The organism is Cryptosporangium japonicum (assembly GCF_039524755.1).
In the GTDB taxonomy this organism is placed as follows: Bacteria; Actinomycetota; Actinomycetes; order Mycobacteriales; family Cryptosporangiaceae; genus Cryptosporangium; species Cryptosporangium japonicum.
The window spans coordinates 124,408-150,800 of sequence record NZ_BAAAGX010000018.1; the positions used below are offsets into that span (position 1 = coordinate 124,408).

Sequence of the window (26,393 nt, forward strand, 5' to 3'; positions counted from 1 at the left end):
GAGATGCGCCGTGCCGACCGAGATCAACGGGCTGCCCGCCCACGTATTACTCGTCCACTTCGTCGTCGTGATGATCCCGATCACCGCGTTACTGCTCGTCGCCAGCGCGTTCTGGCCGAACGCGCGCCACCGCATCGGGGTCGTGCTGCCGATCGCCGCGCTGCTCTCGCTGATCAGCGTCCCGGTCACCGCGAACGCCGGTGACTGGCTCCGGCAGCGGATGGGTGGCGGCAGCCCGCAGGTCGCGCAGCACGCCCACTTCGCCGACCAGTTGCTGCCCTGGACCGTCGGGCTGTTCCTGGTCTCGGTCGCGGTCTGGGCCGTGCACCGGTTCGTGCCCGCGGCCCGCACGGGCTCCAGCAAGACCGCGCTGACCGTCGGGCTGGGCGTGCTGGCGGTCGTCGTCGCGGTCGGATCGGTCTACGCCACGTACCGGGTCGGTGACTCCGGGGCGAAGGCCGCCTGGGACGGCGTGATCGCGGCAGAATAGGTGCTCACAGCGGTAGGAGGTACCAGTGGACGAACAGCGGGGCCAGGCGCGGCGGTCGAGCGGATCGCTGGAGCGCGCCGTGCTCGACGTCCTGGCCGACTCGTCCGGGCCGCTCACCGTCCCGGAGGTCCGGGACGCCCTCTCCGTCGAGCTCGCGTACACCACCGTGCAGACCGCGCTGGTGCGGCTGCACACCAAGGGGGTGTTAGCGCGTGAGCGCTCCGGCCGGTCGTTCGCGTACCGGCCGGTGGAGACACCGGAAGCGATGCAGGTGGGCGCCGCCGCCAGGCGGATGCGCAAGATCCTGGACTCCGGCGGCGACCGGCGCGGTGTCCTCGCCCGGTTCGTCGCCGACCTGAGCCACGAGGACGAGGCGATCCTGGCGGATCTGCTGGCCGAGACGGAGCCCGAATGACCTGGGGGACGCTGAACTGGTTCGGCGTGAGCTGCTGGCTGCTCGCGGCGGTGCTGCCCTGGGCGGTGGCCGGCCTCCTCGGCCCGGCGGCACCCGGCCTGTTCCGCCGCGTCCACCCGGCCACGGCCACCTGGAGCCTGACGCTCATCGCGCTCGGGGTGGCCGCCGCGACCGCGATCGGCGCGGGAGCCGCGGCCGTGGCACTGCTGCGCCCGCTGCTCTGGGAGGCGCCGCTGCCCGACGGCTACGGGCTGCACACCCCCGGCCGGGTCGCGGTCGTGCTGCTCGTCGTGCTGCCGCTGCTCGCCGCGGCGGCGGCGGTCGTGCCGGTCGCCTGGTCGGCGGTGCGTGACCTGCTGGCCGCGAAGAACACCTGGGGCCACACGCGCCCGGTCGACGGCGTGCTCATCGTCGACGATCCCGACCCGGAGGCGTACGCCGTGCCGGGCCGGCCCGGGCTGGTCGTGATGCACACCGGCCTGCTCGCGGTGCTGGCGCCGGGGGAGCAGGAGGTCGTGCTCGCCCACGAACGCTCCCATCTGCGCCGCCGCCACTACGCCCACGTGCTGCTCGTCCGGGTGGCCACGTGGCTGAACCCGCTGCTCCGGCCGCTCGTCCCGTCGGTCATCGAGCAGGTCGAACGCTGGGCCGACGAGGACGCGGCCCACGCCGTGGGGGACCGCACGGTCGCCGCCCGCGCGATCGCGAAGGCCGCGCTGGCCCGGTCGGCCGTCCGCTCGGGGCGGTCCCCGGTCGTGCGCCGCACGCCGCAACCGGTGCTCCGGGCCACCACCGGCGACGCGACCGCGCGCGCCACCGCGCTGATGGCACCGCCGCTGCCGGCCGGTCGCCCGCTGCTCGCGCTGGTCATCGTGCTCGCGCTGGCCCTGCCGGTCCACTCCGGGTGGGGCGCGCGTGCCGTCGAGAGCCTCTACCGGTCCGCGTGCGCGCAACTCTCCGAGCAGGTCAACCCAGACGACGGCCGGTGACCCGCTCGGCGCTGATCCGCAGCACGTGATCGCGGGTGTCGCTGGTCCACGACTCCAACGGCAGCGCCCGGATCCGGGCGCGTTCGGTCTCGTCGGTGACCTCGCCGACCCGCCCCACCACGGTCACGCTCCAGCCGGTCCGGGAGGACGCGTCGACGCGGTCGGCGTGGAACGCCAGTACGGTGCCGTCGCTGACCCGCGCCAGCGCCGAGCCGCTCGCGACCGAGAACACCACGCCGTCGCCGTCCACCCGGAAGTTCACCGGCAGGATCTCCGGCAGCGCCCGCGAGCTGAACACCACCTGCCCCACCGGGACGCTCGCCAGCAGGGCGAGGCACTCGTGGTGGTCGAGCACGGCGAGCGCCCGGCGGAGGGTGTCCATGGGGACGAGTGTGCGTCGAACCGGGGGCCCGCCCCAGGGTCGGAAGTCCCGTCCGGCCAAAGCGAACATTGGGTGAACAGGATATGAGCAGCCTTTCTGCTCCCCGGCAACTCTGGACACAGCGCGTAACACTCAAGCCATGGTGGTCACGACGTGCGAGTTCGGAACCGAGCTTTCGCGGGGCTTGGCGCGGGCGCTGCTCCCGCCGCCGGCCGAGCGGTGGTTCCACACCTCCGGGGTGGCCGCCCGCGCCGGGCAGCTCGCCGGCGTCGTCGACCGGGACGATCGTGAGCTGCTCGTGGCCGCGGCCTGGCTGCACGACATCGGGTACGCCGACGAGGTGCGCGACACCGGCTTCCACCCGCTCGACGGGGCGCGCTACCTCGACCGGTTAGGCCTCCCCAAGCGCCTGACCAGCCTGGTCGCCCATCATTCCGGCGCGCGGTTCGTCGCTGAAGCGCGTGGTCTCGGTGCCGCGATGGCCGACTTCCCGGTCGAGGTCTCGCTGGTCTCGGACGCGCTCACCTACGCCGACCAGACCGTCGGCCCGCACGGACGGCCGTACAGCGTCGACCAGCGCATGGCCGAGATGCTCGGCCGGCACGGCCCGGACTCACCGCAGGCCCGGGCCCACCGGGCCCGGGCCCCGTACCTCCGCGGGGTCGCGAGCCGGATGGAGAACGCGTTACGGCTCGTGACGGTGGGTGATCAGTAGAGCCAGCGGTGGCCGTCGATCACGTCCTCGATCGACCGGTCCTGGGCCCAGAGGTGGTCCGAGCGCCGCACGGCCGCGAACGCGCCGGCCAGCTCCGGTCCGAGCACCGCGGCGATGCGCGGGTTCTCCTGCAGCGCGGTGAGCTGTTCGTCGGTGCTGACCGGCAGCCGCCGGATGCCCTGGCTCGTCCGGCGCTCCTCCGGCCACGCGCCGACGTCCTCCTGCACCGGCTCCGGCAGCGTCAGCTTCTCCTCGATGCCGGCCAGGCCCGCGCCGATCACGACGGCGAGCGCCAGGTACGGGTTGGCCGACGCGTCGGACGGCGTCAGCTCGATGTTGGCGTGTGACGGGCCGAGCATCGAGGTGGACGGCAGGAACCGCAGCGGGGCCTCGCGGTTCCCGATGCCCCAGAACGCGTAGGCGCCCGAGAACGCGCTCGGCCGCAGCCGGGTCAGCGACGGGACGCTCGGAGCGCTCACCGCGGCGATGGCCGGCAGGTCGCGCAGCAGCCCGGCCAAGTAACCGACGCCCTCGTCGGAGAGGCCGTGCGGGCCGTCGCCGTTCATCAGCAGGTTCTTGTTCCGGCGCCACGGCGAGCTGTGCAGCCGCCACACGTTGCCGATGCCCGCGACGTCGACGACCGGCGCGAAGCTGGCCCGCAGGCCCTGGGAACGGGCGGCGGCGTGGATGGTCTGGCGGGCGAGCATCTGGCGGTCGGCCGCGCTCACCGGGTCGGTCGCGGTGATGGTGACCTTCAACCGGGACTGGCCGTGCTCGGCGTGCAGCTGGCCCACCGGTACGCCGTCGGCGTTCAGGTCGGAGAGGAGCTGGGCGACGAACTCGTCGACACGCAGCAGCGCGGTGGGGCTGTACGCCGGTCCCCGGTGCGCGGGCGTGAGCTCGGCGTCCTTGCACAGGTAGAACTCGAGTTCGTAGCCGGCGCGGACGGCGATCCCGGCGTCCTGGGCGCGTTCCACCTGCCGTTCCAGCACCGAGCGCTGGTCGTAGGGCGTGGGGAGGCCGTCGGCGCCGAGCTGGCGGCCCGGTGCCCAGGCGAACGCCGGCTGGCCCTTGAGCCGCACCAGCCGGTCGATGACCGGCACCAGCCGCACCTCACCGGAGGGCGTCGACAGGTCCTGGTGGGCGAACGTGGTGCCGTCGTGGGAGTCGAGCACGGCGAACAGCGACGTGAGGCCGACGCCGTAGCGTGAGCAGCTCGCCAGCTGGTCGATCGGCACGGTCTGGGACCGCGGGATGCCGTTGTTGTCCGCCCAGACGATCGTCACGCCGATCACGCCGGCGTTCGCGAGCTCCTCCGCGGCACGCGCCCAGAGCTCCTCCGGGGTCGGGATGGCCGGGGGGCTCATGGTGCTGAGAGCCATGCTCACTCCTCGCTTGTCGCCGGTAACGGCTCAAAAAGGGTATTACCCCACAAGCCCGGACAGTCAAGCGAGGTTCCCAGATTTAGGGGTTAGGCTGCCCTTAGTAACGAGCAGAGAGAGGTTCCGGATGACCCAGCCCCGCCGGAAGCGGTCGATTCGATCGGCGACCGTGCTGCGAACCGAGCAGCTCACCCCGCACATGGTCCGCGTGGTGCTCGGCGGCGACGGCCTCGCCGAGTTCCCGGCCGGCGAGTTCAGCGACCACTACGTCAAGCTGATGTTCCCGCAGGACGGCGTCGAGTACCCCGAGCCGTTCGACCTGGACGTGGTGCGCGAGACGCTGCCCCGCGAGACCTGGCCGCGTGTGCGGACCTACACCGTCCGCAGCTGGGACGCCGGGTCCGGGGAACTGGCGATCGACTTCGTCGTGCACGGCGACGAGGGTGTGGCCGGTCCGTGGGCCGCCGCCGCGAAGCCCGGCGACCGCCTGCTGTTCCAGGGCCCCGGCGGCGCGTACGTACCCACCGAGGACGCCGACTGGCACCTCCTGGTCGGCGACGAGGCCGCGCTGCCGGCGATCGCCGCGTCGCTCGAGCGGGTGCCGGCCGGGAAGCCCGCCTACGCGTTCATCGAGGTCGCCGGGCCGGAGGAAGAGCAGAAGCTCGCCACCGACGCCGACGCGCGGATCGTCTGGCTGCACCGCGGTGACCGGCCGGTCGGCGACGCGCTCGTCGAAGCCGTGCGCGCACTGGAGTTCCCCGGCGGTTCGCTGCTGGCGTTCGTCCACGGCGAGGCGAACTTCGTCAAGGAGCTGCGTAAACACCTCCGGGTCGAGCGGGGCGTCGAGCGGGAGCAGCTCTCGATCTCCGGGTACTGGCGCCGGGGGCGCGACGAGGACGGCTGGCAGTCCTCCAAGGCCGAGTTCAACGCGCGGATCGAGGAGGAGGAAGCCCGGGCGCTGGCTACTTCCCCAGGAAAATGACCGTGATCGGCACGTTGCGTGAGTCGAGCGCCATGGCGGCTCCCGCCGAGCGGTAACCGCACTTCAGTGCTCCGCTGGACTGCGTACGGACCGTCGTGTCGCCGGCCTTCGTGAAGCCGACCCGGGCCGCCTCGGCCGGTGTCTCGGCGCCGAGCACTATCGCTTCCAGGACGTTGCGCCGGTAACCGGCGGCCCGAGCCCGGGTGCCCGGGTCGCTGTCGCCGGGGCCGACCAGCTTGAGGTACCCGGTCCTGATCATCGAGGCCAGGTGCGTCTTCGACGCCTTCTGCAAGGTCGCGGAGTACGCGACGTCGTCGCAGCCGAGCTCGTCGAGCGACTTGTTGAGCGCCGTCAGCACGGCCCGGTTCGTGGCGTCACCGGCCGGCGCGGCCGGGGTCTCCGACGGCTTCGGCGACGCCGATGGCCGCGCGTCGTCAGGCGTGCCGCCGGGGGCCGCCGGTGCCGCGGGCGCGGCCGGATCCGCACTCGGGGGCGTGTCGTCCGGCGCGCCGGGGGTGGGCGCGGGGACGCCGAGCGCGGTGCCCTGCGTGTCCGACGGCGAGTCCGACGTGCCGTAGCGGCCGAGTTCGCTGGTGAGCAGCGCCCCGAGCACCAGCACGAGCGCGACGAACCCGGCCGCGATCGTTCCCACACCGGAGAATCTGCGCCGGGCCCCGGAGTAGATGTCGGGCCGACTGGCGTGGTTTCCGTAAGTCGACCCGAACATTGCTCACCCCTCGGCCGGCTGTCGTGTCGAAATCACGGATCTTTGTGCGCTCGGGTTCACATCCGGCCCGGGATTCCCGTTCATTTTTGAGCAGTTGCACGATCACGTGCTCACGGCGGCCGCGGCGTGGGCCGCGCGCAACGCGGCCCGCACGGCCTTGATGGCCGGATGCTGACCGCTCCCGACGCGGGCCGCGGTGTAGATCTGGCGGTACACCCGGCCACCGGGCAGGTCACGCACCGCCACCGGCGGCGGTGCGCCCTGCCACACCAGATCCGGCAGCAGCGAGACGCCGTGCCCGGTCTCGACGAGCCGGGCGTTCAGCAGCATGTCGGCCGATTCGTGCTGGACGTCCGGCTCGAAACCGGCGGCCCGGCACAGCGCGGTCACCCAGCGGCGCGGCGGTTTGCTCGGCGGCTCCACGATCCACGGCTGGTCGGCCAGCTGCGCGAGGTCGGTGAGCTCCCAGTGCGCGAGCGCCGGTGGGAGCGCCAGCCGCAGCGGGTCGGGCCCCACCTCCTCCCGGTCCAGCCCGGTCAGCAGGGGCTCCGGTTGGCCCGGGAACTCCTCGGCGACGGCCAGATCGAAGTCGCGAGCCTGCAGCGCCGGCATCGACAGGTCGGGGTCGACTTGGGTCAGCTCGACCCGCAGCCGCGGGTACGCCGCCCGGACGTGCCCGAGCATCGTCGGCACCAGGCTGAGCGCTGCGGTCTGGAAACAGGCGACCCGGACCGTGCCGGTGACGCCGCTCAGCGACGCGGCCACCTCGGCCTCGGCCTGCTCCAGCCGTTCGAGCACGACTTCGGCGTGACCCACCAGGATCTGGGCCTGCGCGGTCAGCCGCACGCCCCGCCCGACCTTCTCCAGTAGCGGTACACCGACCTCGCGCTCGAACACGGCCAGCTGCTGGGAGACCGCGCTCGGGGAGTAGCGGAGCGCGGTGGCCGCGGCAGCGAGGCTGCCCCGGAGGTGGACCTCTCGGAGAAGCCGAAGTCGGTGCAGGTCAAGCATCACGTCAGCTTACGAATATCGTCCAGAGAATTGAGCTTTTCTGAATTGGGATCGGCGGGCAGGCTGGTCGGCGTGCGTTTCGTTCCTGTCTTGGCAGTTCTGGGGTCCGTCACTTCCCTGCAGCTCGGTGCGGCCGTGGCCAGCGGTCTGTTCCCGACCGTCGGAGCCGCCGGCGCGACCGCGCTGCGGTTGTCGATCGCCGCGATCGCCCTCCTCGTGCTGGTGCGCCCACGCGTCCGGTCGTGGACGCGCGCGGAGTGGACGTCGGTGGTGCTGCTCGGTGGCGCGCTGGCCGGCATGAACGGGGCGTTCTACGAGGCGGTCAGCCGGATCCCGCTCGGAGCGGCCGTGACGCTGGAGTTCCTCGGCCCGCTGGGCCTGGCGACCGTGCTGTCCCGGCGGCCCCGGGACCTGATCTGGGTGGGGCTGGCGCTCACCGGCGTCGCCGTACTCGGCGTCGAGGGGTTCGAGCAGCCGCTCACGGTGGCCGGTGTGGTCTGGGCGCTGGTCGCGGCGGCGTTCTGGGCGGCCTACATCCTGGCCGGCGCGCGGGTCGCCGGCACCGGGGTCGGGATGGGCGGGCTCGCGGTGGCCAGCGTCGTCGCCGGGCTGCTCACGCTCCCGGTCGGGCTGGCCGCGGCCGGAGCATCGTTGTTCTCCGGGCCGGTGCTGGCGATGGCGCTGGGCATGGCGGTGCTCGCGTCGGTGGTGCCGTACTCGCTGGAGTTGTTCGCGCTCGGCCAGTTGCCGAAGAAGACGTTCAGCGTGCTGCTGGCGCTCGAACCCGCGGTGGCCGCGCTCACCGGTGCGGTGCTGCTCGGCCAGGGGGTGGGGATCGGCGCGGTCGGCGCGATCGGGTTGGTGATCGTGGCCGCGGTCGGCGCCACGCTCAGCGCCCCGACGCGAGCGGAAACAGTGAATGAACCCACGTTCGCCGAGGTAACACCAGGTGTCCGGAGCGAGGCCACCGAGCCGGTGGCTACTACGCTTCAAGGGTGTTGACGTCGAAAGACGCCTAGGAGGCGACCGTGTCGTTCCCCACCCATGCCGGGGAGTTCGCGCTCGGCACGTTCGCCCACGTGGGTGGCCGTCCGTTCCCCGGCCTCGTCGTGGACGGGCGGGTGCGTGACGTCTCGCCGCTCGGCCGCACCGTCCGTGACCTGCTCGTCGACTGGGATTCCACGCTCGCGTCGCTGCGCCGGCTGGCCGCTGACCCGCGGGGCGACTGGCGTGGCGGCGACACGCTCCTGGTGCTGCCGCCGCTCGAACCCGGTCAGATCCTGCAGAGCGGCGCCAACTACCGGCAGCACGTGATCGACCTGGTCGCCGCGGAGCGGGAGTCCGCGCACGGCGCCACGCCGGAGGAGGCCAGGGCCGACGCCGCCGCGATGATGGACGCCAGGGCCGAGAGCGGTACCCCGTACCTGTTCCTCGGCTCGCCGCGAGCGATGTGCGGCGCGTTCGACGACGTCGTCCTGCCCCGGGAGGGCGAACAGCACGACTGGGAGCTCGAGCTCGCGCTGGTGATCGGCAAGCCCGGCCGGCGCATCCCGCGGTCGGCGGCGATGGAGCACGTCGCCGCGTACACGATCTGCAACGACATCACGACGCGCGACCGGCTCTACCGCCCCGACCTCAAGGCGATCGGCACCGACTGGTTCGTCGCCAAGAACGCGATGACGTTCCTCCCGACCGGCCCGTTCCTGGTGCCGGCGGAGTTCGTCGGTGACCCGATGCAGCTGCGGATCCGCCTCGAACACAACGGCGTGGTGCGTCAGGACGAGTCGACCAAGGACATGATCTTCGACGTCGCCCGGCTGATCGAGTACGCGTCGACGGTCACCGAGCTCCGTCCGGGCGACCTGCTGCTGACCGGTTCACCGGCCGGCAACGGGGCCCACTGGGACGTGTTCCTCCGGCCGGGCGACGTGATGGAGTGCTCGATCACCGGGCTCGGCGCGCAGCGCAATACCTGTGTCGCGGAGGATTAACACCCATCTTCGGGCTAATTTTCCGGGTCCGTCAGCGGGTGTACCACTTTTCCATGGGGACCAAGGCATACATCGGCTGTCCGGATCTGTCGTGCGACTACCGGGTGCGCTTCCACGCCCCGGACGTCACCTCCCCGCCGGATTCGCTGATCGAAGCGTGGACGCAGCTCCTCTGGGTCGAGCACCCGCTGCACCCCCGGTCGCTTCCGCTCCACCGGAGCCAGACCGTCCCGGCCCGACCCACGCCGTGAGAGGACCCGCTTGACGATCGTCGACGACGCCCGAGCGCTCGCCGGTGAACTGCTGGGCGTCGACTCCGAACGCCTGCGTCACACCGCGGGGGTCGCGGGGCGGGCGGCGGAGCTCGTCGACACCGTGCCCGCCGACGACCGGGAGTTACTGATCGCCGGGGCCTGGCTGCACGACATCGGCTACGCGCCCGCGCTCCGCGCGACCGGTTTCCACCCGCTCGACGGGGCCGACGAGCTGCGTCGCCGCCACTGGGCCGAGCGGCTGTGCGGCCTGGTCGCCCACCACTCGGGGGCGGCCTTCGTCGCGGAGGCCCGCGGGTTGGCCGACGAGCTCGGGCGCTACCACGACGAGCGGTCGGCGCTCTCCGACGCGCTCACGTACGCGGACCAGACGGTCGGGCCGGACGGGGTCCGGATGCGGTTCGAGGACCGGGTGGCCGACATGTTGCGGCGTCACGGCCCCGACTCGCCCAACGCGTCGGTGCACGTCCGGCGGGGTCCGTACCTCGCGGCCGTCGTCGCGCGGGTCGAGGAGCGTCTGCGGTCGGCTTCCTAAATGGCCCGAGGTCGCATACTGTAGACAAAAGCCCACGCCGAGTGGGGAGCGGCCGTGACCCTGGTGGAAGCCCACACGAGTACGACGAGCTGGTACGACGCGCGTGCCCGCGCACGTGGGTGCGCAAACCCCCTCCCGGCCGAGACCGTGCCGCTCGGATCGGCGGTCGGCCGGGTGCTCGCCGACGCCGTCCACTCGCGAACGATGGTGCCCGGCGCCGACACCGCCGCGATGGACGGGTACGCCGTGGCCGGCGACGGGCCGTGGCGGGTCGTCGGGCGGGTGCTCGCCGGTGAGGCCGACCCCGGTCGGGTCGAGGCGGGCACGGCGGTGGAGATCGCGACCGGTGCCCCGGTTCCCGACGGCACCGCGGCCGTGATCCCGTACGAGGAGGCCGCCGTGGCCGGGGGCGTGCTCGAGGCCCCGGCGCCCCGGCGGGTGCACATCCGGCGCGCGGGGGAGGACCTGCTCCGCGGCGACGTACTCGCGGACGCCGGCCGGCACCTCACCCCGACGCTGTCGGGGCTGCTCGCGCAGGGCGGTGCCGACACGGTCGCGGTGCGGCGTCGGCCGGCGGTGCGGCTCGTGGTCACCGGCGACGAAGTCGTGTCGGCCGGGTTGCCGCTGGCCGGGCAGGTGCGTGACGCGCTCGGCCCGATGGTGGTGGCGCTGATCGAGGCGGCCGGGGCGGCCCCGCCGTCAGTGGTGCCGGTGCCCGACGACTTCGCGCGGCTGCGCGCGGCGCTGGTCGGGGAGGCACCGGACGTGGTCGTGGTGACCGGCTCCTCGTCGGTGGGCCGGGCCGACCACCTGCACGCCGTGCTCACGGAGCTGGGCGCGGAGTTGCTCGTCGACGGGGTGGCGTGCCGGCCGGGGCATCCGCAGCTGCTGGCGTCGCTGCCCGGTGGGCGGTGGGTGGTCGGGCTGCCCGGTAACCCGTTCGCGGGACTGGTCGGAGCGCTCACCCTGCTCGTCCCCCTGCTCGACGGGCTCCTCGGCCGCGCGCCCCGGCCGGTGTTCCGGCTCCCGGTGGGAGGAGCGGTACGCGCGCCCGGCCCGATCACCAGGCTGCAGCCGGTGCGGCTGGGGGACGGGGTCGCGGTCCCGGTCGCCGACGCGGGACCCGCACGCCTCCGCGCCGCCGCCGACGCCGACGGGGTGGCGGTGCTGGCCCCCGGCTGGGAACCCGGCGCCCTCGCCGAGATCCTGCGGTTCTGAGACGTCAGCGGCGGATCGCCAGTGCGAAGAAGCGGTGTTCGGCGTCGTCGTAGCGGGTGAGGTCCCAGCCCGTGCGCGTGGTGGCTCCGCGGAGCGGGCCCGCGGACAGGGGCTCGTCGGGACGCAGTTCGCGACCGTGCCGCGCGGCCAACGCGGCCCGGCCGGTCGGGTGGAAGAACGCCAGCCGCCCTCCGCTGCGCGTGACCCGCGCGAACTCGCGGAGGCCGGCGTCCGGATCGGGCAGGTGCATGAGGAGCCCGGCGGCGAAGACACCGTCGACGGTCGCGGAGCCGAACGGGAGGCGGCACGCGTCGGCCAGCACGAGCGGGGCACGCTCGGCGACGCCGTGGCCGTGGGCTTCGGCGAGCATCTCGGGGGTGAGGTCGAGCCCCACCACCACACCGGCGGGCCCGACCGCCGAACGCAGCGCGGGCAACGCCCGACCGGTACCGCACCCGACGTCGACCACGACCCCGCCGGGTCGGAACTCCGTGTCGGCGACGGCAGTGGCGTAGGCCGGCCGGTCGTCGCCGAACCGGCGGTCCCAGCCGGCGGCCTTCGCGGCGAAGAACGCGCGTGACTCGGTCAGGTGCCAGCGGTCGGCGTTCGCCAGCCGCGTGGCCACGTGCCGGATCACCGGCCACCCCGGATCTCGCAGATCCACGACGACGTCGGCCTCGCTCCGCGGTCCGCCCGCACGGATGCGTACGTCGCCGGTGGCGGCGACGGGTACACCGGCTTCGGAGAGGCGCCGGGCGAGTTCGTCGGAACCGTCGACGACCACAGTGGAGCCGGACGGCACCATCCCGGCCACCGAGCGCACCACCGCACTCCAGCGCTGCTCCTGCGTCTCCGACCAGCTCACGCGTGCATCCTCGCTCGATAACGGAACACGTGCCGGTACGTCTGCGGCGACGCCTCGACCAGCCGCTGGAAATGGTGGCGCAGGTTGGCCGGTGTCCCGAACCCCGCCAGCCGGGCGATCCGCTCGACCGGCTCGTCGGTGGTTTCGAGCAGCTCCTGCGCGCGGCGCACCCGCTGCTCCACCAGCCACTGCAGCGGCGTGGCGCCGAGCGTCGTCCGGAACCGGCGGGCGAACGTCGTGGGGCTCAGGTGCGCCTGCCGGGCCAGGTCGGCCACCGTGAGCGGCTGGTCGAGCCGCTCCTGCGCCCAGGCCAGCACCGCGCTCAGGTCGTCCGGCCGCCGCGTGTCCCCCAGTCGGGCGGCCAGCGGCGTCGGGTGCTGCGCCTGGCTGCCCTGCCGGGGCGGCGGCACGACCATCCGGCGGGCCACCTCCGCCGCCACCGCCGACCCGTGGTCCCGGCGCACGACGTGCAGGCTCAGGTCGATCGCCGCGGCGGTGCCCGCGCTGGTCAGGATCTGGCCGTCGTCGACGTAGAGCACGGTCGGGTCCACCTGGACGAGCGGGAACCGGTGCGCGAAGTCGAGCGCGTTCATCCAGTGCTGGGTCGCCCGCCGCCCGTCGAGGAGCCCGGCCGCGGCGAGCACGTAACCGCCACCGCAGAACGAGATGATGCGTCTGCCCGCGCGGTGGGCGCGGCGCAGCGCGTCGAGCAGCGGCTCCGGCGGCGCCAGCTGGGTGCTCCGGTGGATGCCCGGCACCAGCACGGTGTCGGCCGCGACCAGATCGTCCAGGTCGTACGGCGCGTCGACGCCCAGCCCGGCCGCGGTACGCAACGGCCCCGGCTCGGCCGCGCAGAACCGCAGCTCGTACCAGGGGTCGACGATGTCGCTGCGGTCGAGCCCGAAGACCTCGCACGCCACCGCCAGCTCGAACACGGGCAGCGAGCCGGTCACCGCGACTGCGACGACGTGCGCCTGGCCCATGGCAGGAATTTAGCGCAGTCCGCTCGGATCCGACCTGTTCGCGACGCTCGTCCCGCCCGAGGGTGAGGTTCATGAATCTCGTCAACGGCACGGCGATGTACGTCGGCGCCGTGCTCGGCACCGGCGTCATCGCGTTGCCCGCGCTCGCGGCCGAGGTGTCCGGTCCCGCGTCGCTGCTCGCCTGGGTGCTGCTCGTCATGGCGTCGGCGCCGCTGGCGGCCACGTTCGCGGCGCTCGGCGCCCGCTACCCCGACGCCGGCGGGGTGTCGACCTACGCCCGGCTGGCGTTCGGCCCACCGGCCGCGTCGGTGGTGGGCTGGTGCTTCTTCTTCGCGGTTCCGCCGGGCGCCGCGGCGGCCGCGCTCTTCGCCGGTGCGTACGTCGAGTCGGCCACCGGCGGCGGCCGGGCCCTCACCGCGGTCGCGCTGATCGTCGGCGCCGGTGTCACGAACGCGTTCGGCGTCCGCCTCTCCGGCCGGGTCCAGTTCGGACTCTCCCTGCTGCTGGTGGCGTTCCTGCTCGTCGCCGTCGTGCTCTCGGTGCCGCACCTGCGGGCCGGGAACCTGACCCCGTTCGCACCGCATGGCTGGGGCGCGCTCGCCCCGACCGTCGCGCTGCTGGTCTGGAGCTTCGTCGGCTGGGAGGCCATCACGCACCTCACCGCGGAGTTCCGCCGGCCCGAGCGTGACCTGCCCCGGGCCACCGCAGCCGCGGTCGTCGTCGTCGGGGTGCTGTACCTGGCCGTGGCGGTCGCGGTGATCGGGGTGCTCGGGTCCGCGGCCGGGACGTCCGCCGCGCCGCTCGGCGAGTTGCTCGCCGCGGCTCTCGGCGGCGACGCCCGGCTGCTCGCCGCGCTGGCCGCCCTGCTGCTGACGTTCGGCACGATCAACACGTACTTCGCCGGCGCGGCCAAGCTCGGCGCGGCGCTGGGCCGGGACGGCGCGCTGCCGGCGTGGCTCGGGCGGGGGAGCAGCGCCGGTGAGGTGCCCCGACGCAGCCTCGGCGTGCTCGTCGTCGCGGTGCTCGCGGCGCTGACCGGGGTGTTGGCCGCCGGCATCGGGCCCGGCCCGCTCGTGCTGGCGACCACCGGGCTGTTCGTGACCGTCTACGCGGTCGGGGTCGCGGCGGCGGTGAAACTGCTGCGTGGACGCCCGGTCGCGATCGCCGCGCTGGGCATCGTGCTGGCGCTCACGGTGCTCACCGGCCGCTACCTGCTGTGGGCCGCCGTCGTCGCGGTCGGTGCGCTGCTCTACCTGCGGGTCAGGCGAACTCCAGCGATGCGCTGATCTCGGCGGCCGGTACCGGCTTGCTGTAGTAGTAGCCCTGTCCCAGGTCGCAGCCGAGCAGCCGCAGGATCCGCGCCTGCTGGGGCGTCTCGACCCCTTCGACGACGGTGCCGAGCCGCAACCCGCGCGCCAGCTGCACGATCGCGCGGACCAGCGCGAACTGCCGCCGGTCGTAGGCCTCCCCGTAGGGCACGAACGCGCGGTCGATCTTGATCGTGTCGATCGGCAACGTCTGGAGGTAGGCCAGCGAGGAGAAACCGGTGCCGAAGTCGTCGATCGCCACCAGCACGCCGGCCTCGCGCAGCTCGGTGAGATGCGCGATCACCTGCGCGCGCTGGGTGCCCGCACCGACCAGCACGCTCTCGGTGATCTCCAGCGAGAGCGCGCGCGGCGGCAGCCCGCTGTCGGTGAGCGCGCTGCGGATGGTGTTCGCGAAGTCGGGCTCACGCAGCTGGTGCACGGAGACGTTCACGGCCAGCCGGGTGCCGTGCTCGCGGTGCCAGACGACCGCGTCCCGGCAGGCCTGACGCAGGACGAACGTGCCGAGCGAGACGATCAGGCCGCTGTCCTCGGCGGCCGGGATGAACTGGTCCGGGCTGACCGACCACTCCTCGGTCTCCCAGCGCGCCAACGCCTCGACCGTCACCCAGCGGTCGCTCGCCAGGTCCACGACCGGCTGGTAGAAGACCGAGAGCTGGTCGTGCTCGAGCGCGTCGCGGAGCCGGTCGACCATCCGGGCCTGCGCCAGGTGTCTGGTCCGCAACTGCGTGTCGTAGCTGACGACCTGGTCGCGCCCGGCGGCCTTCGCCGCGTAGAGAGCCAGGTCGGCGTCGCTGAGCAGGCGCGCGGTGCCGGTCTCCGGGTCCAGCGGACGCAGGCCCAGGCTGGCCGCGGTGTGGAGCTGGTACGGCCCGACCTGGAACGGACAGCGCAGCGCGGCGAGTATCTCCTGCGCGTACCGCAGGCTCTCGACCTCGTCGGTGCGGCACAGCAGCACCGCGAACTCGTCGCCGCCGAGCCGGGCGAGCGTGTGCGGTGGCGGCACGGTCGTCAGCAGCCGCTCGGTGATCGCGAGCAGGAGATCGTCGCCCACCTCGTGCCCGTACCGGTCGTTGACGTCGGCGAAGCCGTCCAGGTCGACGAGCAGCAGCGAGCCCGGCTCTCCATCGGTCAGCGCCTCGTCGAGGGCCTCGTTGAACAGCGTGCGGTTCGGCAGACCGGTCAGCGGATCGTGGGTGGCCTGGTGGCTGAGCACCTTGCGCAGCGTGACCTGCTCGGCCAGCGCGGTCTCCAACGCCGCGCTGCGGGTGTCGAGCGCGGTGGCGCGCTGCTCCGCGACGCGGGCGAACGCGGTGAGGCGGAAGACCAGCAGGATCGCGGTGACCGTGGTGGCGACCAGCGGCACCACGACGTCCAGGACGTCGACCTCGAAACCGTGGTCGAGTTCGCGGACCAGCGCCAGCGCGGTGGCGGCCGGCCCGACGAGGATCAGCAGCACGTACCCGCGGGCCATCACGCCCCGGCTGGGCCGCTGCACGGGGACCGGCTCCATGGCCGCCGAGGGGTGCAGTGCGGCCGCGGCGATCAGCACGGTGGCGATCAGCCACCCGAACATCGACGGCTGCGGCCCGGCGATGACGCCCTGGTCCAGGCGGGTGGCCATCGACGCGGTGTCGCCGACCAGCAGCACGACCAGCGCGACGACGGTGAGGATCCCGGCCGGTGAGCGCCGGCCGATCGTCAGCAGCCGTCGCGCGGTGGTGGTGACCATCAGCAGACCGAGCATCGGCAGCAGCGACGCGGTCACCGCGACGACCGGGTCGATCCGGGACGAGTGCAGCGCCGGATCGACGACGCCGGACCACGCCAGGACCACCATCGTGCAGGCCAGGATGCCGACTTCGGTGAAGCTCGTGAGCTTGGTCTGGCGGCGGCCGTGGAGCGGCAGGATGCCGAGGGCGAGCGCCAGCGCCAGGTAGGCGATCAGGTACAGCCAGTCGACGAGCAGATCGGGGAGGGTGAAGCTGACGCCGAACGCGGTGTCGGCGCGGTGGGCCAGCTTGGTGGCGGTGACGAGCGCGACCGCGCCGAAGACCAGGCACACGATCACGCGCTGCGGTGGCCGGTTGACCCGGAGACCGACGGCGAGCACGGCCACTGTCGCGATCTCCACGGCGCTGCACACGATCGGCCGTGCGTCGGACGGGGCCAGGTTGACCACGCCGATGGCGACCGCGCCGCCGAACAGCGCGACGATCCACGCAGTGTTCGTCTCACTGCTCACCGACGCGCTCCGGGCTACAGGTCTACCCACGAGTGACGCCAAGACCAATCACACCCCCGGCATCGCCAGTGTCCGGTCGCCCCACCAGATGACAACCATGGCACCACGGACGCTTGTCCGCGTGCAAAATTCGCGCAGCAGTTCCAATCTTTCGACCGATTAGGACAGACACGCAGTTCGGTGCCGCAATTTGCCGTCCAATCGGGGGTCAGGCCCGATGGATCGCGAATGCGGTGAGGAATCCCAGCGAAGTCACCAATCCGGTCAGGATCTGCGTACGGGCGAAAGCCTCCGGAATCATCGTGTCGGCGATCATCGTCAGCATCGCTCCGGCCGCGACCGCGGTGATCACGGCGAGCACCGTGGCCGGAGCGCCACCGAGGAGGGCGTACCCGACCAGCGCCGCGACGCCGCTGGCGATCGCGATGCCACCCCACACGCCGAACACGTACCGGGCCGAGCGGCCGGCGGCCTTCATCCCGGCCGCGCTGGACAGGCCCTCGGGGATGTTCGAGATGAACACCGCGGCGATCACGGCCGTGCTGACCTGGGCGCCTCCGAGCAGGCTCACGCCCAGCACGACCGACTCGGGAATGCCGTCGAGCAGGGCTCCGATCGCGATCGCGGCACCGCTGCCGCCCTGCTGTTTCTCGGAGGGCTGCTCGTCACCGGCGCGTTTGCGGTGCCGTCCGCCCCGGCGGTCGAGCGCGACGTTGGCCAGGACGTAGACGACCGCGCCACCCAGGAAACCGAACGCGGTCGGGCCGACGCCGGCGTCGTCAGCGGCCTCGGCGACCAGGTCGAACGCGAGCGCGGAGATCAGGACGCCGGCGCCGAACGCCATGATCGCGGCGACGATCGAGCGGCGTACCGGGACCCACCAGGCCACCGCGGCGCCGATCACCAGTGCGGCTCCGCCGAGCAGGCCCCAGAACCCCGCCTCCAGCCAGGTGGGGATCACCGCTCCGGCCAACTGCGGAATGCCGTGTCCAATGTCGAGATGAGGCGCCGGAAAGAACGGTCGACGTCATGTGGCATACCGAAACCACCCCCACTTTCCAGTGACACGAATCCGTGCAATGAACTGCGTAGCGTGCGGGTGGCGTCCACCGCGTCGTCGCCGGTGAGGCCGTACCCGGAAAGGACCGCGTAAATCGTGGTGAGGGCGCGTTCTCCGGCACGCACGTGCGCGGGATCGTCGGGGTCCGGCGCCCGGGTGGTGGCCGGGTAGCGGCCGGGGTGGGTACGCGCGTACTCGCGGTAGGCGTCGGCCATGGCACGCAGGGCGTCCGGGCCCGACCGGCCGACCGCCGCCTCGGAGAGCGCGTCGGCGAGCTCGCTCGACGCCAGCGCCGCGATGTGCTGGCGCAGCGCGTCCAGGCCTTTGACGTGTTTGTACAGGCTCGGAAGGGCGACGCCGAGCCGCTGGGCGACGACCGCGAGCGTCAGCTTCTCCAGCCCGACCTCGTCGGCCAGCCGGGCGGCCTCGGCGACGACGATGGCCGGCGTCAATCCTGCTCTGGGCATCCCTCGAAGCTAACCCCATTAGCTTGGGGTGTCCAGCTTACCTCCGACGTAATCGACGCCCGGTCGCGCGGCCGGGACAGTGGGTGCATGGCTGCTTACGCACTCGCGCACCTGTACGAAACCGCGAACCACCCCGACGTGTTCGAGTACATCGAGCGGATCCAGCCCACGATGGATCCGTTCGGCGGACGCTTCGTCGTCCACGGCACGATGCCCGAGGTGATCGAGGGCGAGTGGCCGGGGACGCTGGTGATCATCGAGTTCCCCGACCTGGACCGCGCCCGGTCCTGGTACGCCTCACCGGCGTACCAGGAGATCCTGCACCTGCGCACCGACCACATCCCGGGCAGCGCCATCCTCGTCGCCGGCGTCGGCCCCGACTACGACGCGGTCGCCACCGCGAACCGCCTCCGCGCCGCCGCGGGCTAAGCCCAGTTGTATTCGGTGCGGAGTTCCTTCGCTACCGCGTCGAAGCGGTCGCGGGGGAGGATCGCGCCTTCGCGGCGGATGCCGTCCTCGTCCACCTCGAGGACGCGGTCGAGACGGATCCAGCTGGGGCGGTTCTCCCGGTCCCACGCCCCGGCACCGAGGGCGAACCAGTGCCGCTGCCCCTCCCGGTCGCTCTTCGACGAGAGCATCAGGCCGAGGAGCTTCCCGCTCTGGCGCCCGACGACCAGCACCGGCCGGTCCTTGCCCTGGCTCGGGTCGTCCTCGTAGGGAACCCACGTCCAGACGATCTCGCCCGGGTCGGCGTCGCCGTCGAGGTTCGGGGCGTAGGCGAGGTGCCGTCCGCTCGGGGCGGGCGGGCCGCCGTTGACCCGGGCGGCCACCTCGGCCGGCGAGGGGCCCGGGCGCGCAGCGCGCTTCGGACGGAGTTTGCTGAGCACCTTGCGGAGGGTTTGAGCCACGGGGGAACAGTAGCGAACACGAATCGCTGTCGAGTTTTTGCGCTATTTTGCAAGCGTGACGAGGCGGCTTGCGGAAGTAGCCCAGAAGGTCGGCGTCAGCGAGGCCACGGTGAGCCGTGTCCTGAACGGACGGCCGGGGGTCTCCGACGCCACCCGGGAAGCCGTGCTCACCGCGCTCGACGTGCTGGGTTACGAGCGCCCCACCCAGCTGCGCGGCGAACGCGGACGGCTGGTGGGCCTGGTGCTGCCCGAGCTGCAGAACCCCATCTTCCCGGCGTTCGCCGAGGTGGTCGGCGACGCGCTGGCGCAGAAGGGCTTCACGCCGGTGCTGTGCACCCGCACCGCGGGCGGGGTCAGCGAGGCCGAGTACGTCGACCTGTTGCTCGAGCAGCACGTGTCCGGCGTCATGTTCGCCAGCGGCCTGTTCGCCCAGGCCGATGCCGAGCACGCGCACTACGAGCGCCTGGCCGCCCGTCGGTTACCGGTGGTGCTGGTCAACGCCGGGATCGAGAGCTTGCGCTTCCCGCGCGTCTCGTGCGACGACGGGGTGGCGGTCGAGCAGGCGCTCGGTCATCTCCGGTCGCTCGGGCACGAGCGGATCGGGCTCCTGCTCGGCCCGGTCGACCACGTGCCGTCCCAGCGCAAACTTGCGGAGTTCCGCACGATCGCCGCCGAGCTCGGCGTCCCCACCCCGCCGGAATACGTCGAGAATGCGATGTTCTCGCTCGAGGGCGGGCAGGCCGCGACCACGAAGTTGATCGACCGGGGCGTCACCGGGGTGATCTGCGCGAGCGACGTGCTGGCGCTCGGCGCGGTACGGGCCGCGCGGCGTCGCCGGCTCTCGGTGCCGGCCGACCTCTCGGTGGTCGGGTTCGACGACTCGGCGTTCATGAACTGCACCGATCCGCCCCTGACGACAGTGCGCCAGCCGATCGAGGCGATGGGCCGGGCCGCGGTCGAGCTGCTCGCCAACCAGATCCGGGGCGCCTCGGTGGCCCCCGACGAGCTGCTTTTCGAGCCGGAGCTGGTGGTGCGCGCAAGCACGGCTCGGGCGGCGACGTAAGCCGCGCAAATCGTTTCGCGGTCAACGTCGAAATAGGCCTTTTGACCTGCAGTAACCGCTGACTGCATTCAGAAAGTCGAGAATTTTCAAATCTCGATCCAGATATTGCGATCCTTTGTCGAGCGACCTTATGGTCTGCGGCACGCGCCGCACGCCACTACGAAGGGCACTCGACGATGAGAGCAACCCGTGCTGTCGGTGTGGCGCTGGCCGCTGGATTACTCCTGGCCGGCGCCGCGTGCACCAGTTCGGACGACGACACGTCCGCCGACGGGAAGGTTCGGATCACGGTCAACTGCGAGCCCCCGAAGTCCGCCGCGATCGACCGGCGCAGCTTCGAAGAGGACATCGCGATCTTCGAGAAGCAGAACCCGACCATCGACGTCGTCGCCCACGACGCGTTCCCCTGCATGGACCCGAAGACGTTCGACGCGAAGCTGGCCGGCGGCCAGCTGGAGACCGTCTTCTACGTCTACTTCACCGACGTGGCGAACGTGGTCAAGCGCAAGCAGGCCGCGGACGTCTCCGAGTACGTCGACGCGGTCAAGGGCTACGGCGACATCCAGGACTCGGTGAAGAACATCTTCGTCAGCGACGGCAAGACCTACGGGCTGCCCCGCACGAACTACTCGATGGGCCTGATCTACAACCGGGCGCTGTTCTCCAAGGCCGGCCTCGACCCGGCCAAGCCGCCGACGACCTGGGACGAGTTCAGGGCGGCCGCGAAGAAGATCGCCGGGCTCGGCAACGGCACGGTCGGGTACGCCGACTACAGCGCGAGCAACCAGGGCGGCTGGCACTTCACCGCCGAGATGTACTCGCAGGGCGGCACGATGGTGTCCGAGGACGGGAAGAGCGCCACGGTCGACACGCCCCAGGGCAAAGCCGTGCTCCAGACCCTCAAGGACATGCGCTGGACCGACAACAGCATGGGCACCAAGCAACTGCTGCAGATCACCGACGTCCAGCAGATGATGGGCTCCGGCAAGCTGGGCATGTACCTCTCGGCGCCCGACAACATCCCCGAGGTCGTCAAGAAGTACCAGGGCTCCTACGACGACCTGGCGATCGCGCCGATGCCCGGCGCCAAGGGGACTCTCCTCGGCGGTGACGGCTACATGTTCAACCGCAAGGCGACGCCGGAGCAGATCAAGGCCGGCGTGAAGTGGGTCGAGTTCCAGAACCTCACCCCCGGTACCGGCGCGAACAACTGGGAGCGCGCGGCGAAGAACCAGGCCCCGGTCGGGCTGCCGCAGCCCAACCTCTGGACCGGCGCCACCGCGGACGCGGACAACAAACTCAAGGCCGAGTTCGCGAACGTGCCGGTGCAGAACTACGAGCTGTTCCAGACGACCGAGGTGCCGGGCAAGCTCGAACCGCCGCAGGCGCAGCAGATCTACTCGGTGATGGACGGCGTGATGTCGTCGGTGCTGACGAAACGCGACGCGGACATCGACCGGTTGCTGTCCGACGCGTCGGACAAGATCGACCGCCTGCTGGCGAACCAGCGCTGATGGCCGTCCCCACCCTGATCGCCCCGGCCCCGGCGGCGACGCCGGATCACCGAGAACCTCACCGCGTACGCGTTCCTCGCCGGTGGGCTGCTCTGCTTCGCGCTGTTCTCCTGGTATCCGGCCGTCCGCGCGCTGATGCTGGCGTTCCAGCAGTCCAACTCGGTGGACGAGGCGACGTGGGTCGGGCTGGACAACTTCCGGCTCCTGTTCGATGACCCGGAATTCGGCGCGGCCTGGCGCAACACGTTCACGTTCACCGGGCTGGCGCTGGTGATCGGGTTCGCGGTGCCGTTCGCGCTCGCGGTGCTGCTCAACGAGTTGCGGCACGCGAAGACGTTCTTCCGGATCGCCGTGTACCTGCCGGTGATGATCCCGCCGGTGGTCACCGCGCTGCTGTGGAAGTGGTTCTACGACCCGGGGCCCGGCCTGTTCAACGAGGCGCTGCGGTTCCTCCACCTCCCGACGTCGAACTGGACGAACTCGACGTCGACCGCGCTCGTCTCGCTCGTTCTCGTCGCGACCTGGGCCAACCTCGGTGGCACCGTATTGATATATCTAGCCGCGCTCCAGGGGATACCAGGCGAGCTGTACGAGGCCGCCGAGCTCGACGGCGCCTCGCTCTGGCAGCGCATCCGGCACGTGACGATTCCGCAGACCCGGTTCGTGATGCTGATGCTGCTCCTGCTGCAGATCGTCGCGACCATGCAGGTGTTCACCGAGCCGTACATCATGACCGGCGGTGGCCCGGAGGACGCGACGATCACGGTTCTCTACCTGATCTACAAGTACGCGTTCGTCTACCTGGACTACGGCAGCGCCTGCGCGCTCAGCGCGATGCTGCTCGTGTTCCTCGGGGCCTTCTCCGCCGTGTACCTGCGGCTGACGCGGGAGGCGTCGTGAGGACGCTGATCTCGTCGTCGACGCTGGCCCGGCACCGGGTGCTCTACTGGACCGTGTTCTCCGGGGTGGTCGCGGGTTTCGTGATCGCGTTCCTGTTCCCGGTGTACTGGATGGTCGTCGGCGCGGCGAAGTCGGCGGAGGAACTGGTGCGGACGCCGCCCACCCTGGTGCCGTCGCAGTGGCACCCGGAGAACTACCGGGACGCCTGGGACACCCTCGACCTGGCCACCCACCTGGGCAACACCGCACTGCAGGCCGCCGGGGCCTGGGCGCTGCAAATCGTGTTCTGCACGCTGGCGGCGTACGCGCTGTCGCGGCTGCGTCCGGTGTTCGGCGCGGTGATCCTCGGCGGCATCCTGGCGACGCTCATGGTGCCGGCGTCCGCACTGCTCGTGCCGAAGTACCTGACGATCGTCGACGTGCCGCTGGTGCACGTGAACCTGCTGAACAGCCCGCTCGCGATCTGGCTGCCCGCGGTCGCGAACGCGTTCAACCTGTACCTCTTGAAGCGGTTCTTCGATCAGCTCCCGTCCGAGCTGCTCGAGGCGGCCGAGATCGACGGTGCGGGCGCGGTCCGGCGGCTCTGGCACGTCGTGCTGCCGCTGTCGCGCCCGGTGCTCGGCGTGGTCTCGATCTTCGCGGTCGTGGCGGTCTGGCAGGACTTCCTCTGGCCGCTGCTGGTCTTCTTCGACACGGACAAGTCGCCGATCAGCGTCGCGCTGGTGCAGTTCTCCTACGACGCGCCGGTCAGCCACGTGATCGCCGGAATGGTGATCGCGAGCGTGCCGATGGTCGCGTTGTTCCTGGTGTTCCAACGGCACATCATCGCCGGGATCGGTGCGGGGAGTCTCAAAGGATGACGTGGTGGCGCAGTGCCGCGATCTATCAGATCTACCCGCGGAGTTTCGCCGACGGGAACGGCGACGGCATCGGCGACCTGGCCGGTGTCCGCGCCCGGCTGCCGTACCTGGCCTCCCTCGGCGTGGACGCGCTCTGGTTCAACCCGTGGTACCCGTCGTCGGGGGCGGACGGTGGGTACGACGTCATCGACTACCGGGACATCGACCCCACCTACGGCACGCTGGCCGAGGCCGAGAAGCTGATCTCCGAGGCGTCCTCGCTGGGCCTGCGCACGATCGTCGACATCGTGCCGAACCACGTCTCGCACCGGCATCCCTGGTTCGTCAACGATCAGCGTGAGCTGTTCTGGTTCCGCGACCGCCCGAACAACTGGAGATCGGAGTTCGGCGGCTCGCCGTGGACGCAGCTGCCCGACGGCTCCTGGTACCTGCACCTGTTCACGGCCGAGCAGCCCGACCTGAACTGGACGCATCCGGTGGTGCGCGCCGAACACGAGGACGTGCTGCGGTTCTGGTTCGACCGGGGCGCCGCCGGGGTGCGGATCGACTCGGCGGTGCTGCCGGTGAAGGACCCCGCGCTCCCCGATCTGCTCCCCGGCGCGGAGCACCCGTACGTCGACCGCGACGAGCTGCACGACATCTACCGCTCCTGGCGGGCGATCGCCGACTCCTACGACGCGATCCTGATCGGGGAGCTGTGGCTGCCCGATGCCGAACGCTTCGCGAAGTACCTGCGCGCCGACGAACTGCACACCGCGTTCAACTTCGACTTCCTCGCCTGCCCGTGGGACCCGGAGCGCCTGCGTGCGTCGATCGACACGACGCTGGCGGCGCACGCACCCGTGGACGCGCCCGCCACCTGGGTGTTGTCCAACCACGACGTCACCAGGGTCGTGACCCGGTACGGGCGCGTGGACACGTCGTTCTCGTTCGGGGCGAAGCGGGCCGGGGTGCCCTCCGACCTCGTGCTGGGCACCCGCCGGGCCCGGGCGGCCGCGCTGCTCGCGATGGCGTTGCCCGGCGCGGTGTACGTGTACCAGGGCGAGGAGCTGGGGCTACCGGAGTACGAGGTGCCCACCGGGGCGATCCGCGACCCGATGCACGCCCGGTCCGGCGGGGTCGACCCCGGTCGGGACGGCTGCCGGATCCCGCTCCCGTGGAGCGGCACGGCCCCGCCGTACGGGTTCGGCTCGACGCCGACGTGGCTGCCGCAACCGCCCGGGTGGGGGTCACTGAGTGTGGAGGCGCAGGACGGCGCACCCGACTCGATGCTGACGCTCTACCGCGACGCGCTCCGGCTCCGCCGCCGGTTCTCGGGCGGGTTGCGCTGGCTCGAATCGTCACCGGACGTGCTGACGTTCGCCCGGGACTCGGGCGGGACCTGCACGGTGAACCTGTCGTCCACGCCGGTGCCGCTCCCGCCCGGTGAGGTGATCCTCACGAGCGCGCCCCTCACCGACGGTCGGCTGCCGAGCGACGCGGCCGCCTGGGTCGGTTTTACGCGTCACTTAAGTTAGCGAGGCGACGGTCACTCGGCGTTGATGTGGGACGATCGGCGCATGACGAGCCAGGGTTTCGCGCGGGAGTCGCGCGCCGGGGTGTTCACCCTGGTCTGCCTGAGCTTGTCGGTCCTACTGCACACGGTGGCGGCCGGCTCGATGCCGTCGGCGCCCGCGATTCTCGCCGGCGCCGGGCTGGTGCTCGTCGTCGCTTTTGCGCTCGCGGGGCCGGAACGCCGGTTCCCGGTCATCGCCGCGGTGCTGCTCGGAGCGCAGTTCGGGCTGCACTACCTGTTCGAGGCGCTGCCCCACGCCGGGCACCACGGCGAGGCGGCGTTCTCGAGCGTGCCGCTGCCGCCGGGGATGGTGCTGGCGCACCTGGTCGCCGGGCTGGTCACCGCGCTCTGGCTCCGCGGCGGTGAGGCCGCCGCGTGGCGGCTCCTGCGCTGGATGGCGCGTGGTGTCGCGCCGCTGCGCGGCCTCTGGTTCTTCCTGCTCCGGACGCTGATCGTGCCGGCCACGCGCCCGGCGCTGCTGGTTTCGGCGGCGCGGAGGGTCGTGCGCCCGGCGCCGGGGTGGCGCCACAGTGTGATCCGCCGGGGCCCACCGGCTTCGTCCCCGGCCTGACCCTGCGGACCCCGCGTCGAACGCGGGGCCGTGACGGCATGGCGGCACACCGCACGCGGTTCGGCGACGCAACCGCACGACAGTCGAACGCGGCCGTCGCGCGACGTGTGCCGCCGTCGTGCGCTCTACTCGCCGCGCCCGCTGGACGCGTGGCCGTGGCACCACCGACCTCACTACGAAATCCCCGGGAAAGGAACTGAAATGACGGAAACGACGGACCGGCGGCCCAGCGGCCGGTTCCTGGCCCGCGCGGCCGCGGTCGTGCTCGCCACCGGCGTCGCGGCGCTCGGTCTCGCCGGACCGGCCTCCGCGCACGTCCGGGTCGACCCCGGCGAGGCCACCCAGGGCGGCTACAGCGCGCTGACCTTCCGCGTGCCGAACGAGAGCTCCACCGCCGCCACGACCAAGCTCGAAATCGCCCTGCCGGCCGACTCGCCGTTCGCGTCCGTGTCGGTCAAGCCGGTGCCCGGCTGGAAGGCCACGACCACCTCGGGCAAGCTCGCCAAGCCGATCGAGGCCCACGGCACCCAGGTCACCGAGGCGGTCAACCGGGTCACGTTCACCGCGACCAGCAAGGCCACCGGTATCCAGCCGGGCGAGTTCCAGGAGTTCGAGATCTCGGTCGGTCCGCTGCCGGAGGACAAGGACAAGATCTTCTTCAAGGCGCTCCAGACCTACTCGGACGGCGAGATCTCGCGCTGGATCGAGGAGCAGACCGGCAGCGAGGAGCCGGAGAACCCGGCCCCGGAGCTCACCCTGGTCAAGGGCACGGCCGAGGGCGACGGCCACGGTGACGCCGACGCCGAGCCGAGCGCGGCCGCCGCGACGACGTCGACGAGCGACTCCGGTGGCAACGGGCTCGCGATCGGACTCGGGGTGGCCGGGCTCGTCGCCGGGGTGGCGGGGCTGATCGCCGGTCTGATGGCCCTGCGTCGCTCGACGGCGACGTCGGCCTCCGAGTCCTGACG

At 72.0% G+C, this 26,393-nt stretch carries 28 protein-coding genes and 1 pseudogene; 19 read left to right on the forward strand and 10 right to left on the reverse strand.

The window, feature by feature from the left end; all coding sequences use genetic code 11:
- The first annotated feature begins 10 nt into the window (after positions 1 to 10).
- From ABD437_RS23805 to ABD437_RS23815, 3 genes are read left to right on the forward strand one after another with little or no spacing between them, the layout of a single operon-like run.
- On the forward strand, positions 11 to 490 hold the full coding sequence (locus ABD437_RS23805) for a DUF2231 domain-containing protein (protein WP_344651129.1): 480 nt from the start codon (positions 11 to 13) through the stop codon (positions 488 to 490).
- A gap of 25 nt (positions 491 to 515) precedes the next feature.
- Entirely contained in the window at positions 516 to 905 is a 390-nt protein-coding gene (locus ABD437_RS23810) for a BlaI/MecI/CopY family transcriptional regulator (RefSeq protein WP_344651130.1), read from the forward strand.
- Positions 902 to 1,894 carry a M56 family metallopeptidase gene (locus ABD437_RS23815; protein ID WP_344651131.1) on the forward strand — a complete coding sequence of 331 codons (993 nt, stop codon included), beginning with the start codon at positions 902 to 904 and terminating at the stop codon, positions 1,892 to 1,894. The genes ABD437_RS23810 and ABD437_RS23815 overlap by 4 nt, the downstream gene beginning before the upstream one ends.
- On the opposite strand, the gene ABD437_RS23820 is transcribed toward ABD437_RS23815, so the two are convergent.
- Positions 1,872 to 2,276 (reverse strand): pyridoxamine 5'-phosphate oxidase family protein, encoded by a 405-nt coding sequence (locus ABD437_RS23820; RefSeq protein WP_344651132.1) that lies wholly within the window; start codon positions 2,274 to 2,276, stop codon positions 1,872 to 1,874. The two genes, ABD437_RS23815 and ABD437_RS23820, sit on opposite strands and share 23 nt — an antisense overlap.
- A gap of 139 nt (positions 2,277 to 2,415) precedes the next feature.
- Here ABD437_RS23820 and ABD437_RS23825 point away from each other — a divergent pair, with 139 nt between their 5' ends.
- Positions 2,416 to 2,991, forward strand: a complete 576-nt coding sequence (locus ABD437_RS23825) for an HD domain-containing protein (protein WP_344651133.1) — start codon at positions 2,416 to 2,418, stop codon at positions 2,989 to 2,991.
- Here ABD437_RS23825 and ABD437_RS23830 read toward each other — a convergent pair.
- Positions 2,985 to 4,373 (reverse strand): type I glutamate--ammonia ligase, encoded by a 1,389-nt coding sequence (locus tag ABD437_RS23830; RefSeq protein ID WP_344651134.1) that lies wholly within the window; start codon positions 4,371 to 4,373, stop codon positions 2,985 to 2,987. The two genes, ABD437_RS23825 and ABD437_RS23830, sit on opposite strands and share 7 nt — an antisense overlap.
- A gap of 127 nt (positions 4,374 to 4,500) precedes the next feature.
- Here ABD437_RS23830 and ABD437_RS23835 point away from each other — a divergent pair, with 127 nt between their 5' ends.
- On the forward strand, positions 4,501 to 5,355 hold the full coding sequence (locus tag ABD437_RS23835; protein ID WP_344651135.1) for a siderophore-interacting protein: 855 nt from the start codon (positions 4,501 to 4,503) through the stop codon (positions 5,353 to 5,355).
- On the opposite strand, the gene ABD437_RS23840 is transcribed toward ABD437_RS23835, so the two are convergent.
- Positions 5,336 to 6,007 (reverse strand): hypothetical protein, encoded by a 672-nt coding sequence (locus tag ABD437_RS23840; protein WP_344651136.1) that lies wholly within the window; start codon positions 6,005 to 6,007, stop codon positions 5,336 to 5,338. The two genes, ABD437_RS23835 and ABD437_RS23840, sit on opposite strands and share 20 nt — an antisense overlap.
- A 177-nt stretch (positions 6,008 to 6,184) precedes the next feature.
- Complete coding sequence (locus ABD437_RS23845) at positions 6,185 to 7,093, reverse strand: LysR substrate-binding domain-containing protein (protein WP_344651137.1); 909 nt, start codon at positions 7,091 to 7,093, stop codon at positions 6,185 to 6,187.
- 135 nt (positions 7,094 to 7,228) lie between these two features.
- Between ABD437_RS23845 and ABD437_RS23850 the strand changes: the two genes are divergently transcribed.
- The 5 genes from ABD437_RS23850 to ABD437_RS23870 are packed head-to-tail and all read left to right on the forward strand — an operon-like array spanning position 7,229 to position 11,109.
- Positions 7,229 to 8,095, forward strand: a complete 867-nt coding sequence (locus ABD437_RS23850; RefSeq protein ID WP_344651138.1) for an EamA family transporter — start codon at positions 7,229 to 7,231, stop codon at positions 8,093 to 8,095.
- Between the two features lie 26 nt (positions 8,096 to 8,121).
- Positions 8,122 to 9,084, forward strand: coding sequence for a fumarylacetoacetate hydrolase family protein (locus tag ABD437_RS23855; protein WP_344651139.1), 963 nt, complete (start codon positions 8,122 to 8,124; stop codon positions 9,082 to 9,084).
- A 53-nt stretch (positions 9,085 to 9,137) separates the two neighbouring features.
- Positions 9,138 to 9,335 carry a hypothetical protein gene (locus ABD437_RS23860; protein ID WP_344651140.1) on the forward strand — a complete coding sequence of 66 codons (198 nt, stop codon included), beginning with the start codon at positions 9,138 to 9,140 and terminating at the stop codon, positions 9,333 to 9,335.
- Between the two features lie 10 nt (positions 9,336 to 9,345).
- Positions 9,346 to 9,891: an HD domain-containing protein gene (locus tag ABD437_RS23865; RefSeq protein ID WP_344651141.1), complete on the forward strand. Its 546-nt coding sequence runs from the start codon at positions 9,346 to 9,348 to the stop codon at positions 9,889 to 9,891.
- 54 nt (positions 9,892 to 9,945) lie between these two features.
- The gene (locus ABD437_RS23870; protein WP_344651142.1) at positions 9,946 to 11,109 is read left to right on the forward strand and encodes a molybdopterin molybdotransferase MoeA; all 1,164 of its coding nucleotides are present in this window, start codon (positions 9,946 to 9,948) and stop codon (positions 11,107 to 11,109) included.
- Between the two features lie 4 nt (positions 11,110 to 11,113).
- Here the strand turns inward: ABD437_RS23870 and ABD437_RS23875 are convergent, their stop codons facing one another.
- Positions 11,114 to 11,974, reverse strand: coding sequence for a class I SAM-dependent methyltransferase (locus ABD437_RS23875; RefSeq protein WP_344651143.1), 861 nt, complete (start codon positions 11,972 to 11,974; stop codon positions 11,114 to 11,116).
- The gene (locus ABD437_RS23880; RefSeq protein WP_344651144.1) at positions 11,971 to 12,957 is read right to left on the reverse strand and encodes a helix-turn-helix domain-containing protein; all 987 of its coding nucleotides are present in this window, start codon (positions 12,955 to 12,957) and stop codon (positions 11,971 to 11,973) included. The genes ABD437_RS23875 and ABD437_RS23880 overlap by 4 nt, the downstream gene beginning before the upstream one ends.
- Positions 12,958 to 13,028: 71 nt before the next feature.
- Here ABD437_RS23880 and ABD437_RS23885 point away from each other — a divergent pair, with 71 nt between their 5' ends.
- Complete coding sequence (locus ABD437_RS23885) at positions 13,029 to 14,243, forward strand: APC family permease (RefSeq protein ID WP_344651145.1); 1,215 nt, start codon at positions 13,029 to 13,031, stop codon at positions 14,241 to 14,243.
- Here ABD437_RS23885 and ABD437_RS23890 read toward each other — a convergent pair.
- The 3 genes from ABD437_RS23890 to ABD437_RS23900 form a co-directional block, all read right to left on the reverse strand.
- A complete protein-coding gene (locus ABD437_RS23890; protein WP_344651146.1) occupies positions 14,218 to 16,527 on the reverse strand; it encodes a putative bifunctional diguanylate cyclase/phosphodiesterase in 2,310 nt (769 codons plus the stop codon). The genes ABD437_RS23885 and ABD437_RS23890 overlap by 26 nt on opposite strands.
- Positions 16,528 to 16,735: 208 nt before the next feature.
- Complete coding sequence (locus ABD437_RS23895; RefSeq protein ID WP_344651366.1) at positions 16,736 to 17,485, reverse strand: ZIP family metal transporter; 750 nt, start codon at positions 17,483 to 17,485, stop codon at positions 16,736 to 16,738.
- Entirely contained in the window at positions 17,485 to 18,054 is a 570-nt protein-coding gene (locus ABD437_RS23900; RefSeq protein ID WP_344651147.1) for a TetR/AcrR family transcriptional regulator, read from the reverse strand. Before ABD437_RS23900 ends, ABD437_RS23895 begins: the two co-directional genes overlap by 1 nt.
- Positions 18,055 to 18,141: 87 nt before the next feature.
- On the opposite strand from ABD437_RS23900, the gene ABD437_RS23905 reads away from it, so the two are divergent.
- Entirely contained in the window at positions 18,142 to 18,483 is a 342-nt protein-coding gene (locus ABD437_RS23905) for a DUF1330 domain-containing protein (protein WP_344651148.1), read from the forward strand.
- On the opposite strand, the gene ABD437_RS23910 is transcribed toward ABD437_RS23905, so the two are convergent.
- Positions 18,480 to 18,962: a type II toxin-antitoxin system PemK/MazF family toxin gene (locus tag ABD437_RS23910; protein WP_425558218.1), complete on the reverse strand. Its 483-nt coding sequence runs from the start codon at positions 18,960 to 18,962 to the stop codon at positions 18,480 to 18,482. The genes ABD437_RS23905 and ABD437_RS23910 overlap by 4 nt on opposite strands.
- 55 nt (positions 18,963 to 19,017) lie before the next feature.
- Here ABD437_RS23910 and ABD437_RS23915 point away from each other — a divergent pair, with 55 nt between their 5' ends.
- The 7 genes and pseudogenes from ABD437_RS23915 (at position 19,018) to ABD437_RS23945 (ending at position 26,391) form a co-directional block, all read left to right on the forward strand.
- Positions 19,018 to 20,025, forward strand: a complete 1,008-nt coding sequence (locus tag ABD437_RS23915) for a LacI family DNA-binding transcriptional regulator (RefSeq protein WP_344651149.1) — start codon at positions 19,018 to 19,020, stop codon at positions 20,023 to 20,025.
- A gap of 176 nt (positions 20,026 to 20,201) precedes the next feature.
- Positions 20,202 to 21,539, forward strand: a complete 1,338-nt coding sequence (locus ABD437_RS23920; protein WP_344651150.1) for an ABC transporter substrate-binding protein — start codon at positions 20,202 to 20,204, stop codon at positions 21,537 to 21,539.
- Between the two features lie 30 nt (positions 21,540 to 21,569).
- A pseudogene (locus ABD437_RS23925) lies at positions 21,570 to 22,439 on the forward strand (carbohydrate ABC transporter permease); the annotation flags it as partial.
- Positions 22,436 to 23,299, forward strand: coding sequence for a carbohydrate ABC transporter permease (locus tag ABD437_RS23930; RefSeq protein WP_344651151.1), 864 nt, complete (start codon positions 22,436 to 22,438; stop codon positions 23,297 to 23,299). The pseudogene ABD437_RS23925 and the gene ABD437_RS23930, both read left to right, overlap by 4 nt.
- A complete protein-coding gene (locus ABD437_RS23935) occupies positions 23,296 to 24,816 on the forward strand; it encodes a glycoside hydrolase family 13 protein (RefSeq protein ID WP_344651152.1) in 1,521 nt (506 codons plus the stop codon). The genes ABD437_RS23930 and ABD437_RS23935 overlap by 4 nt, the downstream gene beginning before the upstream one ends.
- Before the next feature lie 42 nt (positions 24,817 to 24,858).
- Positions 24,859 to 25,425 carry a hypothetical protein gene (locus tag ABD437_RS23940; RefSeq protein ID WP_344651153.1) on the forward strand — a complete coding sequence of 189 codons (567 nt, stop codon included), beginning with the start codon at positions 24,859 to 24,861 and terminating at the stop codon, positions 25,423 to 25,425.
- 201 nt (positions 25,426 to 25,626) lie between these two features.
- Entirely contained in the window at positions 25,627 to 26,391 is a 765-nt protein-coding gene (locus ABD437_RS23945) for a YcnI family copper-binding membrane protein (protein WP_344651154.1), read from the forward strand.
- Positions 26,392 to 26,393: the final 2 nt, after the last annotated feature.

Excerpts from the sequence above, each read along its gene's own strand:
- ABD437_RS23815 (WP_344651131.1), top strand. The coding sequence starts at position 902 with ATGACCTGGGGGACGCTGAACTGGTTCGGCGTGAGCTGCTGGCTGCTC.
- ABD437_RS23820 (WP_344651132.1), bottom strand. The coding sequence starts at position 2,276 with ATGGACACCCTCCGCCGGGCGCTCGCCGTGCTCGACCACCACGAGTGC.
- ABD437_RS23825 (WP_344651133.1), top strand. The coding sequence starts at position 2,416 with ATGGTGGTCACGACGTGCGAGTTCGGAACCGAGCTTTCGCGGGGCTTG.
- ABD437_RS23830 (WP_344651134.1), bottom strand. The coding sequence starts at position 4,373 with ATGGCTCTCAGCACCATGAGCCCCCCGGCCATCCCGACCCCGGAGGAG.
- ABD437_RS23835 (WP_344651135.1), top strand. The coding sequence starts at position 4,501 with ATGACCCAGCCCCGCCGGAAGCGGTCGATTCGATCGGCGACCGTGCTG.
- ABD437_RS23845 (WP_344651137.1), bottom strand. The coding sequence starts at position 7,093 with ATGCTTGACCTGCACCGACTTCGGCTTCTCCGAGAGGTCCACCTCCGG.
- ABD437_RS23860 (WP_344651140.1), top strand. The coding sequence starts at position 9,138 with ATGGGGACCAAGGCATACATCGGCTGTCCGGATCTGTCGTGCGACTAC.
- ABD437_RS23880 (WP_344651144.1), bottom strand. The coding sequence starts at position 12,957 with ATGGGCCAGGCGCACGTCGTCGCAGTCGCGGTGACCGGCTCGCTGCCC.
- ABD437_RS23885 (WP_344651145.1), top strand. The coding sequence starts at position 13,029 with ATGAATCTCGTCAACGGCACGGCGATGTACGTCGGCGCCGTGCTCGGC.
- ABD437_RS23900 (WP_344651147.1), bottom strand. The coding sequence starts at position 18,054 with ATGCCCAGAGCAGGATTGACGCCGGCCATCGTCGTCGCCGAGGCCGCC.
- ABD437_RS23905 (WP_344651148.1), top strand. The coding sequence starts at position 18,142 with ATGGCTGCTTACGCACTCGCGCACCTGTACGAAACCGCGAACCACCCC.
- ABD437_RS23920 (WP_344651150.1), top strand. The coding sequence starts at position 20,202 with ATGAGAGCAACCCGTGCTGTCGGTGTGGCGCTGGCCGCTGGATTACTC.
- ABD437_RS23935 (WP_344651152.1), top strand. The coding sequence starts at position 23,296 with ATGACGTGGTGGCGCAGTGCCGCGATCTATCAGATCTACCCGCGGAGT.
- ABD437_RS23940 (WP_344651153.1), top strand. The coding sequence starts at position 24,859 with ATGACGAGCCAGGGTTTCGCGCGGGAGTCGCGCGCCGGGGTGTTCACC.
- ABD437_RS23945 (WP_344651154.1), top strand. The coding sequence starts at position 25,627 with ATGACGGAAACGACGGACCGGCGGCCCAGCGGCCGGTTCCTGGCCCGC.